Raw genomic sequence first — 16,391 nt, forward strand, 5'->3', positions numbered from 1 at the left:
AGCAAACATCCTCGGGAGCAGGCAAAATGGATACCTACGACACGATGGACAGCAACGAACACCCTTGGCTGGGCAGACTGATCGTGGTCGGACTTTTCCTTCTGGCGCAGGGCATCGCGGTGATGCTGGTCGCCTTCGTGGCGCTGCTGGTGAGCTTGGAGCCGGGCTGGTCGGCGACGACGGAGCAGGCCAGCCTGCTCCAGCCCGGCGATGCCAAATCCGGGTCTCTTCTCCTCAAGGAGGACGGCGCCTACACGGAAGCGATCCGCCTCGGCATCGACGTCGACATCACGGTATCAGGCCCGACGCTGCGCGCCCGCGTCACCCAGATCTTCCGCAATCCGACCAAGGATTGGGTCGAGGCGACCTATGTCTATCCGCTCCCCGCCGGCGGTGCCGTCGATTCGCTGAAGATGGTGGTCGGCAACCGCGTCGTCGTGGGCGACATCAAGGAGCGGCAGCAGGCGCGCGTGATCTACGAAGAGGCGCGCCGGGCCGGCCAGAAGGCCGCGCTCACCGAACAGGAACGGCCGAACATCTTCACCAACTCGGTCGCCAATATCGGTCCCGGAGAAACCGTGCTGGTGCAGATCGAATATCAGGAACCGGTGCACCAATCCGGCAACGAATATTCCCTGCGCCTGCCGCTGGTGGTGGGGCCGCGCTACAATCCGGCGCCGATCGTCCAGAGCGTCGATTTCCGCAACGACGGTTCCGGCTGGGGCGCGACGAATTCGGATCCGGTGCCGGACCGCGACCGCATCTCGTCACCCGTGCTGGATCCCGCCCGGAATGCGCCGGTCAATCCGACCAGCATCACGGTGCGCCTGAACGCCGGCTTTGCGCTCGGCGAGGTCAAGAGCCTCCACCATAATTTCAAGGTCGAGAGCCCGGACAATACGACGCGAATTGTCACGCTTGCCGACGGTGCCGTGCCTGCCGACCGCGATTTTGAACTGACCTGGAAGCCGGCTGCCGTGAAGGCGCCGTCGGTCGGCTTGTTCCGCGAGCGCGTCGGCGACGCCGATTATCTGCTCGCCTTCGTCACCCCGCCCGCCGCCGAGCAGGCGACGCAGAAGCCACGGCCGCGCGAGGTGGTGTTCGTGATCGACAATTCCGGCTCGATGGGCGGCACGTCGATCGTTCAGGCCAAGGCGAGCCTCACCTACGCGCTCTCCCGTCTCCAGCCGTCCGACCGTTTCAACGTCATCCGTTTCGACGACACCATGGACGTGCTGTTTCCGGCTTCCGTGGCGGCGGATGCCGAGCGTGTCGGTGAAGCCACCTCGTTCGTCAGCGCGTTGCAGGCGCGTGGCGGTACCGAGATGGTGCCGGCGATGCGGGCCGCGCTGACCGACAAGCTCGGCGACGCCAGCATGGTTCGCCAGGTCGTATTCCTGACCGATGGTGCGATCGGCAACGAGCAGCAATTGTTCGAAACGATCACGGCGATGCGCGGCCGCTCGCGCGTGTTCATGGTCGGCATCGGGTCGGCGCCCAACACCTATCTGATGACGCGCGCCGCTGAGCTCGGCCGCGGCGCCTTCACCCATATCGGCTCCGTCGAGCAGGTCGAGGAGCGCATGCGCGTCCTGTTTGCCAAGCTCGAGAACCCGGCCGTGACCGGGCTGAGCGCCAAGTTCTCCGAAGCCAAGGCCGACGTCACACCGACGATCATTCCCGACGTCTATCGCGACGAGCCGCTGGTGCTGGCGGCAAAGCTCGACACGCTGGCGGGCTCGGTCGAGATCAAGGGCCGCGTCGGCGACCGCCCATGGTCGGTGACGCTGCCGCTGCAAAATGCGGCCGAAGGCAAAGGCCTGTCGAAGCTTTGGGCCAAGCGCAAGATCGATGATGCCGAAGTGGCGCGCACCCTGCGCGAGATGACGCCCGAAGACTCCGACAAGGCGATCCTGGCACTGGCACTCGACCATCAGATCGTCACCCGGCTCACCAGCCTCGTCGCGGTCGACAAGACGCCGAGCCGTCCCGAAGGCGAGCCGCTCAAGCCCAGCGAGTTGCCGATCAACCTGCCGGCCGGTTGGGATTTCGCGAAGGTCTTTGGCGAACGACAGCAAGTCCCGGCGCAGCTCCGCGAGCGTCACGCCGATGCACGCAACCAGCCGGCCACGAGGCGGCCGACGCCCGCTGCACCGGATACGATCCGCCTGCCCAAGACCGCGACCTCAGCAGAGCTGAAAATGACCGCAGGCCTGATCCTGATCGTGCTCGCCCTGTTCCTGTTCGTGTTCAACCGGCGTCAGACCTTGCTCACTGACGCCGCTTGAGAGAGGAGTCCCCCGAACTCCTCTGTTAGCGCGCGCGGCTGCCCGTCCCACACCAACGGCCGCGCGCGCCTTTTTTGTTGTCATTGCGAGCGCAGCGAAGCAATCCAGGCTGCCTCCGCGGAAAGATTCTGGATTGCTTCGCTTCGCTCGCATGACGAGTGTGGAAACAATGCCCCGCTTCATCTCTCCCCTGGCTCTCGCCCTGATCGGCATCATCCTTTTCGGCGACGGCGCCTACATCCATGCCAAAGCGTGGCTCGCGCAGGTGCTGCTGGAGCGCGCGTTCGACCGGAGCGTTGCAACCGGCGAAGTGGTCAGGCCATGGTCATGGGCCGATACCTGGCCGGTCGCGCGAATCGAGGTGAAGCGGATCGGCGCCAGCGCGATCGTGCTGGAAGGCGCGAGCGGCCAGGCGCTCGCTTTCGGGCCCGGCCATATCCGCCAAACGGCTGACGCGGGCGAACGGGGTGTTGCCGTATATGCAGCGCACCGCGACACTCATTTCCGCTTCCTGCGGAATGTCGCCATTGGTGACCTGATCGATGTTACACGCAGTGATGGCAAGCACTTTCGTTTTCGCGCGGATTCCTCCGCTGTGGTTCGCTTCGATGCCTCCGGCATCGATCCTGCGGCACGGACTGCCGAACTCGTGCTCGCGACCTGCTGGCCGTTCGATGCCGTCGCGTCCGGCCCCGAGCGCTATATCCTGCATGCCACCCTGATCGGAGCCGATGAATAGCGGTTCGCAATCGATCCGCACCCCCCTCTTGAATCCGCCCGACCTGTAGGGACAATCCCGCTTGATGGAACCGCTGAACCGGCGCCGTCGACCGGAGACTATCAGAACGGCCCATTGGGCATTTTCGCTGCAATTTGCGAGAAGAACGGTGATGGATGAGGAGTTCAGGCAGCGTCTCGAACAGCTCGAGAACCGCGTCGCGCTCCTGGAGAGGAATCAGGATCTCATTGCCGCCGGGCAAAGACGTTCCTCGCTTCGGAGCCTCTGGCGCCGCCCGCCGATGTGGACCTTCGAGCAATATCCGCCGCGCCTGCTCAACCTGACGGCTTTCCTGCCAGCACCTGCGATCCATTCGGGCGCGCCACGGATCGCGATGGTCACGCCGAGCTACAACCATGCGCAATATCTCGGCGCCACGATCGACAGCATCGTCAGCCAGAACTATCCGGACCTGTATTATCACGTGCAGGACGGCGCCTCGATCGACGGCACGCTCGATCTCCTGAAGAGCCGCGGCGATAGCCTGAGCTGGAGCAGCGTACCGGACAAGGGGCAATCCAGCGCCATCAATCTCGGCTTCGCCGGCGTCGAGAGCGAGATCATGGCCTATCTCAACAGCGACGACATCCTGCTGCCCGGAACACTTGCCTACGTCGCAAATTACTTCATCGCACATCCGCATGTCGACGTCGTCTACGGCCATCGCATCTTCATCGATCGCGAGGGACTCGAGGTCGGCCGCGCCGTGCTGCCGCCCCATGACGGCAAGGCGTTGCGATATGCCGACTACATTCCCCAAGAGACGATGTTCTGGCGCAAGCGCGTGTGGGACAGCATCGGACCGATCGACGAGAGCTTGCACTACGCGATGGACTGGGACTTCATCCTGCGAGCGCAGGCCGCGGGATTCAAATTCGCACGCTTGCCGCGATTTCTCGCCTGCTTCCGAATCCATGATGCACAAAAGACGGCCTCTACTTATGCGGTCGGCGTCAGGGAAATGGGCATCCTGCGGCGGCGCGGTCTCGGCTTCGATCCGACACAGATGCAGATCCGGCGCGCCATCGCTCCTTATCTGGCGAAGCAGTTGGCCTATCACTACGCCTACAAGCTCGGCATGCTGAGATATTGAACGACCGCGCAAGCAGTGATCCGAGGATGTCGATCTCCAGGGCTTGACGCGCGCTCATTCCACCGCACGGCATACCCGCCCACCTGGTTGCCAGTCCGAAGAACTCGCCATAGAACAGAGCGACGCACCGCCAACAAGAACAACAGGTGAGGTCACACCATGGAAGCTCGCGCATCTGCCGCATCCGCTTCATCGCGCCCATGGTCTCCGCCGCCCGATGCCAGCGACATCGTCAAGGGCATCCACGCCATGCTGCATCCGCGCAACATCGTGTTGGTAGGCGCGACCGACAAGCCCGGCAACTATGCCGAGCGCATCTGGAACAATCTGGTCAAATACGGCTACGAAGGCGGGCTCTATCCGGTCAATGCCAAACGCGACACCGTCTGGGGTGTCCCCTGCTACAAGGACTTTGCAAGCCTCCCGGAAAAGCCCGACCACGTGCTGGTGCTGGTCCCGGCGCGCTTTGCCGTGCAGGTGATCCGCGATGCCGCCGCGGCCGGCGCGCGCTCGGCCACCATCGTCACCTCGGGCTTCAGCGAGTTGCAGGACGAGGAAAGCCAGAAGCTCGCCGCCGAACTGCAAGCGGCCGTGCGCGAGACGGGATTGGCGGTCACCGGCCCGAACTGCCTCGGCAATTTGAGCGCCGGCGAAAAGCTCTTCACCAATATCGACGACCGTATCGTCACCATGGAACAGGGCGCGGTGGCGATTGCCGGACAATCCGGTGCCATCGTCATGGCGATCCGCCAGGCCCTGGAAGATCGCGGCGTCGGGGTCGGCTACATGGTGACGACTGGCAACGAGGCCGGGCTCGAGACGCCGGACCTGATGCGCTATTTCGCCGAGGATCCGAGCATCAAGGTGATCGTGGTGTACCTCGAAGGCGTGCGCAACACCAAGGCATTCCGGGACGCCTGCAAGGCGGCCCGCGCCGCGAGCAAACCGGTGATCGCGCTCAAGCTCGGGGCGTCCGAGGGTGGCCGCGCGGCGGCGATGGCACACACCGGCGCGCTCGCGGGCTCGATCGAGACATTCGATGCCATTGCAACGCGCGAAGGCGTCATCAGGGTCGGCGGGCTCGACGAACTGATCGAGACCACCGAATGCTTCGTCCACGCCGCTGTGCCCAGGGGCGACCGGCTCGCTGCAGTGACGCTATCCGGCGGCAAGCGCGGCATGCTGATCGACGCCTTCGATGCAGAAGGCCTGAATTTTGCACCGCTCAGCTCGCACGTCGGTTCGGAGCTGGCAAAGATGCTCGGGCCGGGCTCGATCGTCGGCAACCCGCTCGACGCTGGCTTTGCCGCGGTGGTCGATCCCTCCGTCTACATGAAAACGATCGGACTCATGATCGACGACCCCGATATCGACATCGTCATCATCGATGCCGAGCTGCCGAAAGCGCCGCACGAGCTGCGCGAGCGCAATCTGCGCATCGTCGACGAGATGGCGAGCCGGGCCGGCAAGCCGGTGATCTATATCAGCGCGATGTCGATCGGCTTTACCGAGTTCACCAAGAGCTTGCGCAAATCGCTGCCGCATCTTGCGGTCATGCAGGGCATGGATCGCGCGGTGACTGCGATCAAGTCGCTGCTCGACTACGCCAAGCTGCGCAAGGAAGTGCCCGACATCGTCTCCAGCTCGAAGCCCGCCGCGCGTGCCGTGCTGGAGAAGGCGCTGAAATCGGCAACCGGCGCCGCGCTCGACGAGGTCGCCTCGAAGAAGCTCTTGAAGGCCTATAGCATCCCGATCTCGAAGGAGGCAATCGCACAGACGGCAGCCGAGGCCGTGAAGATTGCCAAGCAGATCGGCTTCCCAGTCGTGGCCAAAGTCGTCAGCGCCGAGATCCTGCACAAATCAGATATCGGCGGCGTGGTGCTGAATCTCACCAGCGCGGCCGAGGTGAAGAAGGCGTTCGCCGACATCACCGCGCGGGTGAACAAGTTGAAGGGCAAGCCGAATCTCGACGGCATCCTGATCGCGCAACAGGTCAAGGCCGATCTGGAACTCGTGGTCGGCGCCTCCCTCGATGCCGAGATGGGCCCGGTCGTGCTGTTCGGCACCGGCGGCATCGACATCGAGCTGATGAAGGACGTCGCGCTCGCCGGTGCGCCGCTGGACGAGGACGAGGCGCGGCTTCTGATCGGCCGCACCAAGGCCGGTATCAAGATGCGCGGCTATCGCGGCAAGCCGGCCTTGCACGAGGCCTCCGCGGTGAAGGCCCTGGTCGGCCTCTCCAACCTGATCGCGGATGCCGGTGACCGGATCGCCTCGATCGACGTCAATCCGTTCCTGATCAATGCCAAAACAGGCGTCGCCGTCGATGCCCTGATCGTGCTGAACAATGCTGCGGCCAAGCGCGCCGCTGGGCATTGATGTCGCGTAGGGCGGTTCGTCGTTGCGCTTCCGCCTTCGCTCTTCGAGCAACACCGGACAAGTCGTTAACCCGCCAAGCCTAACATTGCCGCCGACAGCCTCTTCCGGGCTGCTTCCAACTTCCCCGTTTTGGCCGTAAAATCACCCGGCATGGCACGCGCGAGCAATCTGGTGATCGGAACGGCGACGCTGGCGGTGATCGCCGTGGCGTTCGGCGGCGTGCTCGGCGTGCAGAAATGGCGTACCCTCCAGAGCCGCAGCCAGTTGCGCGTGGTATTCGAGGGCGGCTCCGCCAGCGGATTGCGTCGCGGCGGGCCGGTCAATTTCGACGGCGTCCCCGCGGGCCAGATCCTGTCGATCAAGCTGGACAATCCGCGCAAGGTCGTGGCCCTGGTGATGCTCGACAACTCCGCGCCGATCCGCAAGGACACCGTCGCCGGCATCGAGTTTCAGGGTCTCACCGGCGTCGCCGCGGTCTCGCTGATCGGCGGCGCGCCCTCGGCGCCGCCGGTGCCGCTGGACTCGGACGGCGTCCCCGTGCTGACCGCCGATCTCAGCGACGCCGAATCGATCGTCGACACCCTACATAGTGTCGACCGCACCATCGTCAGCAACGCCCCGGCGATCAAGGAGGGCCTGCGCACGTTCGAGAACTACACCGCTGATCTCCGGAGCAAGGGCGGCGAAATCGATTCCGTCATGGCCAAGGTCGACAGCGCCTTCGCGGGCTTCGACAAGGCGGTCACAAAGATCGAAGGCGTAGTGCCCGGCTTTGCCGACGGCAAGGCGGATGAACTGTTCGAAAAGATCCAGGGATTGCACGAGCTCGCCGATACCATGAGGAAGAAATCGGCGAACTTCCTCGAAGACATCCGTCGCTCGCTGCTCGACGTCAGCGAGGCCGCCAACAAGATGAGCGGGACACCCACACCGGCCGCCGCTCCGCGCCCGCCGCGCAAGCCGGCGCAGCAGAAACGGTAGCGCCTACCAGGCGTAGCGGACGACGCCCTTGCCGGCGTAAGAGCGGGTGACATTCGAGAACTCCCCCTCGAAAGTCGCCGACGCAGACCAGCCGTTCATCCAGCTCATCTGCACTGCCGCTGTGGTCAGCACGGAATCGTGCACCTGGGCGGCGCCGTTCACCACGAACGCGGATCCCGGCAACGTCTGGAAGACCGCACCGACGGTGCGATCCGGATTGTAGTCATGTGCCCAGGCGACGCGGCCGCGCAGGGTCATCAGGCCGCCGGCTGCGGCGAATGACCTGTCCGCGCGCAGGCCGAGCTCGGTGCGGCTGCTGGTCGCGTCCTTGGCGGCATAATTCAGCGCGAAGACGTTGCTGCCGACCACAGCGAACTCCGAATAGCTCGGAAGACTGAACACGGTGGCCTGGAGCGCCGCATAGGGCGTGAGGCCGATCCACTGCGAGGCATAGCGATAGCCGCCCTCGATACGGCCCGAGAGCGCGTTGGCGCTGAACTGCGCACGCAACTGGTCGACGCCGGCGGCGGTGACGATGCGGTTGGTCGTGACGTCCTGCCAGCCATAGGCCAGCGCGGCCGTTATGTAGGCCGGTCCTGCGTTGTGACGCACGAAGGCGCCGGCCTGGAACAGGTCGGAGCGACCCCAGCCGAGTCCGTTGACGTTGAAGCCGGTCGCCCCGCCCGCAAGCGCGAAGCCGGCGATCGTGGACGGCGAGAAGCGGTAGTCGAGGCCGACGGCGGTGCCGTAGACGCTGCTGCTGGTGTTGTTTGAGCCGAGGCCGGCATTGCCGTCGGTGGTCTGCGAGCCACCATAGCCGGCCGCCCACACGTCCCAGCGTTGTTCGAAACTCGTCGGCGGCGTCTTGCTATGGATCGAGGCAAGAGCGTCGCGTGCGTTCCTGTCGCGTGTGCCCTTGCCGGTCGCAGCATACGCATTCGCGCTCGTCTCGTCGGCGAAGGGCGTCGCACCCGGCGTCCCGTTGCGCCCCGCGCCAAACACGTCGGTGAGCAGGCTGAGAAACAGGTTCATCGCGTTGAAGGTCGCCTGCTGCGAACCCGTTGCCGACTCGCCGGACGCCTGCGTCAGGCCGTTAGGACCGAGGCCCGCAAACTCGGATCTCAGGCCGCCATTGGCGTTGAAGAAGTTCTGAAGAGTCGTGGCGACATTCTTCTGATTGACGTTGAGAGCGTATTTCGCACCATAGTCCAGTGTGAAATTGAGATAGACAGCGCCGGCGGGATCGACGGTCGTCGTGCCGATAAGGCCCCCGGGAGCGGCGACACCGGCAAAGTTATCGGTGGCCGAGCCGGAAAACTGCATGATCTTGTATTGCGGTAACACGGTGCTGCCAGCATATAGCGAGACGCCGACGGTGCCGCTCAGGGTGACGTTGCCGAAAACATTGGCAAAGCTCGCGGTAGTTCCGCTGCCGACCTGCACGACGTAGGCCGCACCGGACTGAAAGGCGAGGTCTCCCAGAACCAGCATGCTCGAACCCGGCCTGCCGTCGCCGGGCGCGAAGATGCCTCCAGCAGCGATTGTGGTGTTGCCGACGATTCCGGCGCCGAACAGCGCGCCGCCCGCGTTCACCGTGGTCAGGATCGATTGGGAGATATCACCATCGACCCGCAGGATGCCGCCATTCACCGTCGTGGTACCGGTGTAGGTGTTTGTACCCGAAAGGATCAGGGTGCCGCTGCCGACCTTTTCAAGTGAGCCGGGGCCTGCGGGACCGCAACCGCAGGGATTGAAATCGCCGATGACGCCGCTGACCTCCGTCGAAAGATTGTTGCCGCCGACGACCAGGGTGTTGCCGCCGCCGATGTAATAGAAGCCGCTGCCCTCGATCGATCCGGCGGTGATGCGGCCGTCGCTGTTCGGTCCGATGCTGTTGCCGAAGTCCACGATGCCCGTGCCTGTGGTGATGAAGCGTGCGTTACCACCGGTGGAATTGTCATAGAAATCGGTCTCGCCACCGTCCTTGGTAATGATCGTGGCATTGCCGGCCGTCGTGAACGCCGCGAAATTGGTGAGGCCATCAGCCTCGTTGATGATCGTTGAGCTGCCCGCGGTCGCCGTGTCGGTTCCGAACGGCGTACCAAATACGGTGGCACCGAAATCCTTGTTCAGGATCGTAGCTGACGCGGCCGAGGATTGCTCAGCAAACGCGGTGCCTCCGTTATTCTGGTTGGTGATGGTGGCCGTGCCCGCATTGGTCCGGCCAAAGAAGCCGATCAAGCCGCCATCATTGACGATGGTCGCGCGGCCGGCCGTGGCGGTGTCGGTCCCACCCCCCAATGGATCTCCGAAATAGATCAGGCCGTTGTTTGTGATCACCATCGAGCTGGCGGAGGTCGCGTTGAGGAACTGCGTCGTGCCGGAGAAACTGTTCGAGAGCGACGTGATGCCCGACGTATCGGCATTGACGACACTGAAGAGCCCGTCATTGACGACCGCGCCGACGATGCTCGCGGTATGCGTCGCGTCGCCAAGCTGCAACGCCGCACACGAACAGATGAAGGTGCCGCCGGTATAGGTGTTGGCGCCGAGCAACGCTAGAATACCGGGTCCCTGAACGTTGATCCCGCCGCTGCCCACGATGCGTGAGCTGATCACGGCCGATGGGTCCGCCGTGCCGGTGACATCGTTGGTATCAAATGTAGTGCCGCCCGAGGCCAGCCGGAGGTCGCCGCCCTGGATGGTGTAGACCGAACCGTCGCCGGTGAGGTCAAAGCCCACGAGGCTCGTGAGTTGCACTCCGCTCGGCGTAACCGTCACCGTGCCGCCCGTTGCGGGCGTCGAGGGAACGCTACTGCCGAACAGCGTGCCGGCTGACAAGGGATCATAGGCCGTACTGACCGAACCGAAGAAATCCGTCCAGTTGGTCGTGGTGTTGTCCCATACACCGCCGCCGCCGTTGACGACGCCGTTCGGCGTGGTCTGCGATCCGTTGAATACCTGCTGCGCCTGGACGGCGTCCGTCGACAGGCAGAGGCCGAACAGCATCGCAACGACGGACGACGCGGCCGCACCCACGCGCAGCCGGCTCTGCCCGCTCGATGGCGACCGAAATTCCACCCCAACGCCCCTTGTCACCGGCGCTCCCAGCCGCGCCGCCGCCAAATTAGGCGACCAGTTCCCTCCGTGAAACTACGGAATCCATGGAATCGGCCGTCGGGGACACAACCGGGGTTGATTCAGCGGGTGATGTTGCAACCGCGCCACGCTTTTGCGAGACACAATTCGCATTCTACGCACATGGGCCTGCGTCAGAGTGTCCACGCACGTGTATGGTGGTTCACATCGACGCCGATGTCAGAGCCATCGTGGCTCAGTAATTCGACGGCGCCGCTTCATTCGGGATGCCGTCGATCGGGCATTCGGCGGTCCCGGGCGTCGCGCGCGTCATCGCCTCGACCATGTCCCTTGTGCCTTCGGGATCGGCGATCCAGTTCTTGTAGAAATCATAGGGGCAGGCGGCGACGCCGCGCGGGCTTTCGCCGGAATTGATCATGCCGGTGTAACCGCGATGGACCAGCTTGTAGAGATGGTTCTGCGACTGGCCGTTGCGGCGCGCATCGCGGATCAGATGCTTCGACAACTGGGCATATTGGATGCCGTAGTCCTCCTCGCCGCACTCGCCGAGGGTGCGGCCGTCGAAGCCGATGATCGCGGAGTGACCGAAGTAGGAATAGACCCCGTCGAAGCCGGCGGCGTTGGCGACCGCGACATAGACGTTGTTGGCCCACGCCATCGCCTTTGAAATCAGGATCTGCTGCTCCTTGGCCGGATACATGTAGCCCTGGCAGCGTACGATCAGTTCGGCCCCTTTCATGGCGCAGTCGCGCCAGATCTCCGGGAAATTGCCGTCGTCGCAGATGATCAAGCTGACCTTCATCCCCTTCGGGCCGTCGGAGACATAGGTGCAATTGCCGGGATACCAGCCCTCGATCGGCACCCACGGCATGATCTTGCGGTACTTCTGTACGATCTCACCCTTGTCGTTCATCAGGATCAAGGTGTTGTAGGGCGCTTTGTTCGGATGCTCCTCGTGGCGCTCGCCGGTCAGCGAGAACACGCCCCACACCTTGGCCTTGCGGCAGGCTTCCGCAAAAATCGCGGTCTCTTCACCGGGCACCGCGCAAGCGGTCTCGTACATCTCCTTGGAGTCGTACATGATGCCCTGGGTGGAGTATTCCGGGAAGATTACCAGATCCATGCCGGGAAGGCCGACCTTCATGCCCACCACCATGTCGGCGATCTTGCGGGCGTTGTCGAGCACCTCGGCCTTGGTGTGCAGGCGGGGCATCTTGTAGTTGACCACCGCGACGCCGACGGTGTCGTTGCTGCTGGAGATGTCACCGTGAAGCATTTGAATTGCTCCTCTACCCTGTTTGAGATTGCCGCGTGAATCAGTGACTGATCATCCAGGGCCGCGCGGTCGGAAAACCCTTGGCGCCGCTTCTGGTCTTGCTTACCAGCCGCGCCGGCTTTTTCTTGTCCGATGAGCTCCTGCCCGACGAGTTCTTTCCCGTGGAGCAGCAGCCGCAACCGGGACCGTGCGAGGCCTTGTATTGCGCCAGCGTCTGCGGCGCGTGCGTGCTGCGCTCGTTGACGGCGTGAGCTTTTCGTTTTTCCGAGGGCATGCAGAAGAAATTCGGCGCGGTCAGAATGACGCGCGGCGCCATGATTTCACATTGCGGACAGACCTGCGGATCGTCGCATTCGGCCATCGGGCGCATGTCTTTGAACGGACCGCAATCGTCACAGAGATATTCATAGACCGGCATCGCAATCATCCCTACGCTGTTGTCTGTGAGAGAACTGCCGCGGCGGATGCGGGGCGGCAGATACGCCGTCCCGCATCCCGTCGCGCAGGGATTACTTGTCCGGCGAGATCGGCATCTGGATATCGCCCTTGATGTGCTTGATCGGACCCGCCGAGGACGGCATCACGTCGAAGTCGAAGATTTCCGTCGGCAGCCATAATGTGGCGCAAGCGTTGGGCACGTCGACCACGCCGGAGATGTGGCCCTGAACCGGTGCGGTGCCGAGGATCGAATAAGCCTGGGCGCCGGAGTAGCCGAACTTCTTCAGATATTCGATCGCATTCAGGCAGGCCTGGCGATAGGCGATGGTGACGTCGAGATAATGCTGCTTGCCGGCCTCGTCGACCGAGATGCCTTCGAAGATCAGATAGTCCTTGTAGTTCGGGGTGATCGGCGACGGCTTGAAGATCGGATTCTTGACACCGTACTTCGCCATGCCGTCCTTGATCACCTCGACCTTCAGATGCAGCCAGCCGGCCATCTCGATCGCCCCGCAGAAGGTGATCTCGCCGTCGCCTTGGCTGAAGTGCAGATCGCCCATCGAGAGACCGGCACCCGGCACGTAGACCGGGAAGTAGATCTTCGAGCCGCGCGAGAGGTCCTTGATGTCGCAATTGCCGCCATGCTCACGCGGCGGCACGGTACGTGCGCCTTCAGCGCCGATCTTGTCCTTGACGTCACCCTTGGCGCGGCCGCCATGAGCGGTCGGCGCGAATGGCGGGTTCGCCAGTCCAGGCACGCGGGTCGGGTTGGTCGCGATCAGTTCGGCCTCGCGCTTGTTCCAGGTGTCCAGCATCTTCGGATCGGGCAGACAGCCGATCAAGCCGGGATGGATCAGGCCGGCGAAGTTGACGCCCGGAATATGCCGCGACGAGGTGTAGAGGCCCTTGATGTCCCAGATCGACTTCTGCGCCAGCGGGAAATGGTCGGTGAGGAAGCCGCCGCCATTCTGCTTGGAGAAGAAGCCGTTGAAGCCCCACATGCTCTCCTTCATCGGACCGACATCGAGCAGGTCGACGACGAGCAGGTCGCCGGGCTCGGCGCCCTTGACGCCGATCGGGCCGGAGAGGAAGTGCACGATCGACAGATCGATGTCGCGCACGTCGTCGGCGGAATCGTTGTTCTTGATGAAACCGCCGGTCCAGTCATAGGTCTCGATGATGAAATCGTCGCCGGGATTGACCCAGGCTACGATCGGAATGTCGGGGTGCCAGCGGTTATGCACCATGTCATTTTCATAGGCCGACTTGGTGAGATCGACCTTGATCAGTGTCTCTGGCATCGAGATGCTCCCCTTTTATACGGTTGGTTAGACGGACAGATATTTCGAGACCTGCGCGGCATCGACGGCGTCGCGCGGATCGTCACGGACGATCTCGCCGTTCTCGATCACCAGCACACGGTCGGCGATATCGAGCGCGAAGCTCAGGACCTGCTCGGACACGACGATCGAAAGCCCCTTCTCGTCGCGGATACGCTTGAGCGTGCGCGCCATCTCCTTGATGATCGACGGCTGGATACCTTCGGTCGGCTCGTCCAGCAGCAGCACTTTTGGCTTGGTCGCCAGCGCGCGTGCGATCGCGAGCTGTTGCTGCTGGCCGCCGGAGAGATTGCCGCCACGGCGGTCCTTCATCTCCAGCAGCACCGGAAACAGTTCGTAGATGTCGCCGGGCACCTCGGTTCCGCCGGAGACCACGAGGCCGGTCTCGATATTCTCCTTCACCGTCATGGTGGAGAAGATCATGCGGCCCTGCGGTACATACGCGAGGCCCTTGGCGACGCGCGCGTAGCTCGGCAAGGCACCGAGCTCGGCGCCCTCCATGGTCACCGAGCCGCTCTTCGTAGGCAAAATGCCCATCAGCGATTTCATCAGCGTGGTCTTGCCCATGCCGTTGCGGCCCATGATCGCCACGATCTCGTTGGGCGCGACCTTGACGTTGAGACCGTGCAGCACCTCGCTCTGGCCGTAGGCGACGTGAAGATCAGAGATAGCCAGCATCGTCGCGCTCCTTAGTGACCGAGATAAACTTCGACGACCTTGGGGTCGTTCTTCACCTTCTCCATGGTCCCTTCCGAGAGGATCTGGCCCTGGTGAAGCACGGTGACCTTGTGCGCGATGTCCTCGACGAACTTCATGTCGTGCTCGATGACGAGCACCGAGCGGTTTTTGATGATGCGGTTGAGCAGCTCGGCGGTCTTGGCGCGTTCGGACACGCTCATCCCGGCGACGGGCTCGTCGAGCATCAGCAGGTCCGGATCCTGGATCAGCAACATGCCGATCTCGAGCCATTGCTTCTGGCCATGACTGAGCTCGGAGGCATAGGTGTTGAGCTTGTCCTTGAGGAAAATCATCTCGGCGACCTCTCCGACGCGTGACCTCACCGGCTGGTCACGCTGGAAAGTGAGTGAGCCGAATACGGTGCGGCCGCGCGGAAACGAGATCTCGAGATTCTCGAACACGGTGAGGTCTTCGAACACTGACGGCGTCTGGAACTTGCGGCCAACGCCGGCCTTGACGATCTCGTTCTCCTTCAGCTTGGTCAGCTCGGTACCGCGAAACTGGATCGAGCCTTCGGTCGCCTTGGTCTTGCCGCAGATCAGGTCGAGCACCGTGGTCTTGCCGGCCCCATTGGGGCCGATGATGACGCGGATCTCGTTCTCCTCGATGTAAAACGAGAGATCGTTGACGGCTTTGAAGCCGTCGAAGGAAACCGTCAGTCCGGAGACCGCGAGCAGGAATTCCTTGGGCTGATGACCGACGAGCATGATCTATCTCCTCACTGCCAGCGTGGCATCGGCATCGCGATGACCGACGAGCATGATCTATCTCCTCACTGCCAGCTTGGCATTGGCATCGTGATGACCGACGAGCATGATGGTCTCCTCACTCTGCGGGTGCGCCGTCGGCAACCGAATTGTCGGTCCAGCCCGGCTTCTTGCGCGAGGCGAACAGGCGGTCGATGCGCGGCTGCACATAGTCGGCCCAGAGCCCCGACAGACCGTTCGGGAAAGCGAGCACGACCGCGATGAACAGCGCGCCGAGACCAAACAGCCAGAGTTGCGGAAAGGATTCCGACAGGCTGGTCTTGGCGAAGTTCACCAGAATGGCCCCCCATATCGCGCCAAAGATCGACATCCGTCCGCCGACCGCGGTGTAGATCACCATCTCGATCGACGGCACGATGCCGACAAAGGACGGCGACATGAAACCGACATTGAGCGCGAACATGGCCCCGCCGATCGCGGCGAAAACCGCGGCCATACAGAACGCAAAGATCTTGAAGTTGGCGACGCTGTAGCCGGAGAAGCGGACGCGGTCTTCCTGTTCGCGCATAGCCACCAGGATGCGGCCGAGCTTGGTCAGGCGGATGAACTGCGCGATGCCGATGCAGGCGAACAGCAGCACCACTTCGACGAAGTACAGGATGACCTTGGCGTGGTCGGGCCGGATGTCCCATCCCTTGAGGGTGCGCAGGTCGGTCATGCCGTTGATCCCGCCGGTGTAACCCTGCTGGCCCACGATCAGGATGGTGAGGATGGCCGCCACCGCCTGGGTGATGATGGCAAAGTAGGTGCCGCCGACGCGGCGCTTGAACATCGCAGTGCCGATGATCAGCGCGAAGATGCCGGGGACCAGGATGATGGCGAGGATGGTGAAGGCGAGACTGTGAAACGGCTGCCAGAACAGCGGCAGTGACGTGATCTGATTCCAGTCCATGAAGTCCGGGATGCCTGGCGTCGACTGGATCTTGGTATTCTCGACGCTGGAGGCCTCCAGCTTGAGGAACATCGCCATGCAATAGCCGCCGAGGCCGAAGAACACGCCCTGCCCCAGACTGAGAATGCCGCCGTAGCCCCAGCACAGCACCAGACCGAGCGCGACGAAGGCGTAGGTCAGATATTTCGCGACAAGGTTGAGACGGAACACATCCAGCGAGAGCGGCAGGATCACGAACAGCACAGCGGCGAGCACGAGGAAGCCCATGAGCTCGGATCGATTGAAGAAGCGTGAGTTGATGACCATGACTTGCCTGCTTCTT

At 63.1% G+C, this 16,391-nt stretch carries 12 protein-coding genes; 5 read left to right on the top strand and 7 right to left on the bottom strand.

The window, feature by feature from the left end:
• The first annotated feature begins 26 nt into the window (after positions 1-26).
• The 5 genes from IVB48_RS27145 to IVB48_RS27165 all read left to right on the top strand — a co-directional run bounded on the left by IVB48_RS27145 (position 27) and on the right by IVB48_RS27165 (position 7,519).
• Positions 27-2,288 (top strand): marine proteobacterial sortase target protein, encoded by a 2,262-nt coding sequence (locus IVB48_RS27145; protein WP_247404670.1) that lies wholly within the window; start codon positions 27-29, stop codon positions 2,286-2,288.
• Between the two features lie 169 nt (positions 2,289-2,457).
• Positions 2,458-3,027 carry a class GN sortase gene (locus IVB48_RS27150; RefSeq protein WP_247404672.1) on the top strand — a complete coding sequence of 190 codons (570 nt, stop codon included), beginning with the start codon at positions 2,458-2,460 and terminating at the stop codon, positions 3,025-3,027.
• 151 nt (positions 3,028-3,178) lie between these two features.
• On the top strand, positions 3,179-4,159 hold the full coding sequence (locus IVB48_RS27155) for a glycosyltransferase family 2 protein (protein ID WP_247404675.1): 981 nt from the start codon (positions 3,179-3,181) through the stop codon (positions 4,157-4,159).
• Between the two features lie 159 nt (positions 4,160-4,318).
• Positions 4,319-6,538 (top strand): acetate--CoA ligase family protein, encoded by a 2,220-nt coding sequence (locus IVB48_RS27160; RefSeq protein WP_247404678.1) that lies wholly within the window; start codon positions 4,319-4,321, stop codon positions 6,536-6,538.
• A 150-nt stretch (positions 6,539-6,688) separates the two neighbouring features.
• Positions 6,689-7,519 (top strand): MlaD family protein, encoded by an 831-nt coding sequence (locus IVB48_RS27165; protein ID WP_247285234.1) that lies wholly within the window; start codon positions 6,689-6,691, stop codon positions 7,517-7,519.
• A gap of 3 nt (positions 7,520-7,522) precedes the next feature.
• On the opposite strand, the gene IVB48_RS27170 is transcribed toward IVB48_RS27165, so the two are convergent.
• The 7 genes from IVB48_RS27170 to urtC form a co-directional block, all read right to left on the bottom strand.
• Positions 7,523-10,528 carry an autotransporter domain-containing protein gene (locus IVB48_RS27170; protein WP_247405447.1) on the bottom strand — a complete coding sequence of 1,002 codons (3,006 nt, stop codon included), beginning with the start codon at positions 10,526-10,528 and terminating at the stop codon, positions 7,523-7,525.
• 325 nt (positions 10,529-10,853) lie between these two features.
• Complete coding sequence (locus tag IVB48_RS27175) at positions 10,854-11,894, bottom strand: aliphatic amidase (RefSeq protein WP_247404681.1); 1,041 nt, start codon at positions 11,892-11,894, stop codon at positions 10,854-10,856.
• A 40-nt stretch (positions 11,895-11,934) separates the two neighbouring features.
• Positions 11,935-12,312: a zinc ribbon domain-containing protein gene (locus tag IVB48_RS27180; protein ID WP_027565996.1), complete on the bottom strand. Its 378-nt coding sequence runs from the start codon at positions 12,310-12,312 to the stop codon at positions 11,935-11,937.
• A 91-nt stretch (positions 12,313-12,403) separates the two neighbouring features.
• Entirely contained in the window at positions 12,404-13,633 is a 1,230-nt protein-coding gene (gene fmdA / locus IVB48_RS27185) for a formamidase (protein ID WP_007615916.1), read from the bottom strand.
• A 27-nt stretch (positions 13,634-13,660) separates the two neighbouring features.
• The gene (gene urtE / locus IVB48_RS27190) at positions 13,661-14,350 is read right to left on the bottom strand and encodes an urea ABC transporter ATP-binding subunit UrtE (RefSeq protein WP_027565997.1); all 690 of its coding nucleotides are present in this window, start codon (positions 14,348-14,350) and stop codon (positions 13,661-13,663) included.
• Positions 14,351-14,361: 11 nt separating this feature from the next.
• Positions 14,362-15,117, bottom strand: a complete 756-nt coding sequence (gene urtD / locus IVB48_RS27195) for an urea ABC transporter ATP-binding protein UrtD (RefSeq protein WP_027565998.1) — start codon at positions 15,115-15,117, stop codon at positions 14,362-14,364.
• A gap of 118 nt (positions 15,118-15,235) precedes the next feature.
• A complete protein-coding gene (gene urtC, locus IVB48_RS27200) occupies positions 15,236-16,375 on the bottom strand; it encodes an urea ABC transporter permease subunit UrtC (RefSeq protein WP_027565999.1) in 1,140 nt (379 codons plus the stop codon).
• Positions 16,376-16,391 lie beyond the last annotated feature (16 nt).

This window comes from Bradyrhizobium sp. 76, assembly GCF_023073025.1.
In the GTDB taxonomy this organism is placed as follows: Bacteria; Pseudomonadota; Alphaproteobacteria; order Rhizobiales; family Xanthobacteraceae; genus Bradyrhizobium.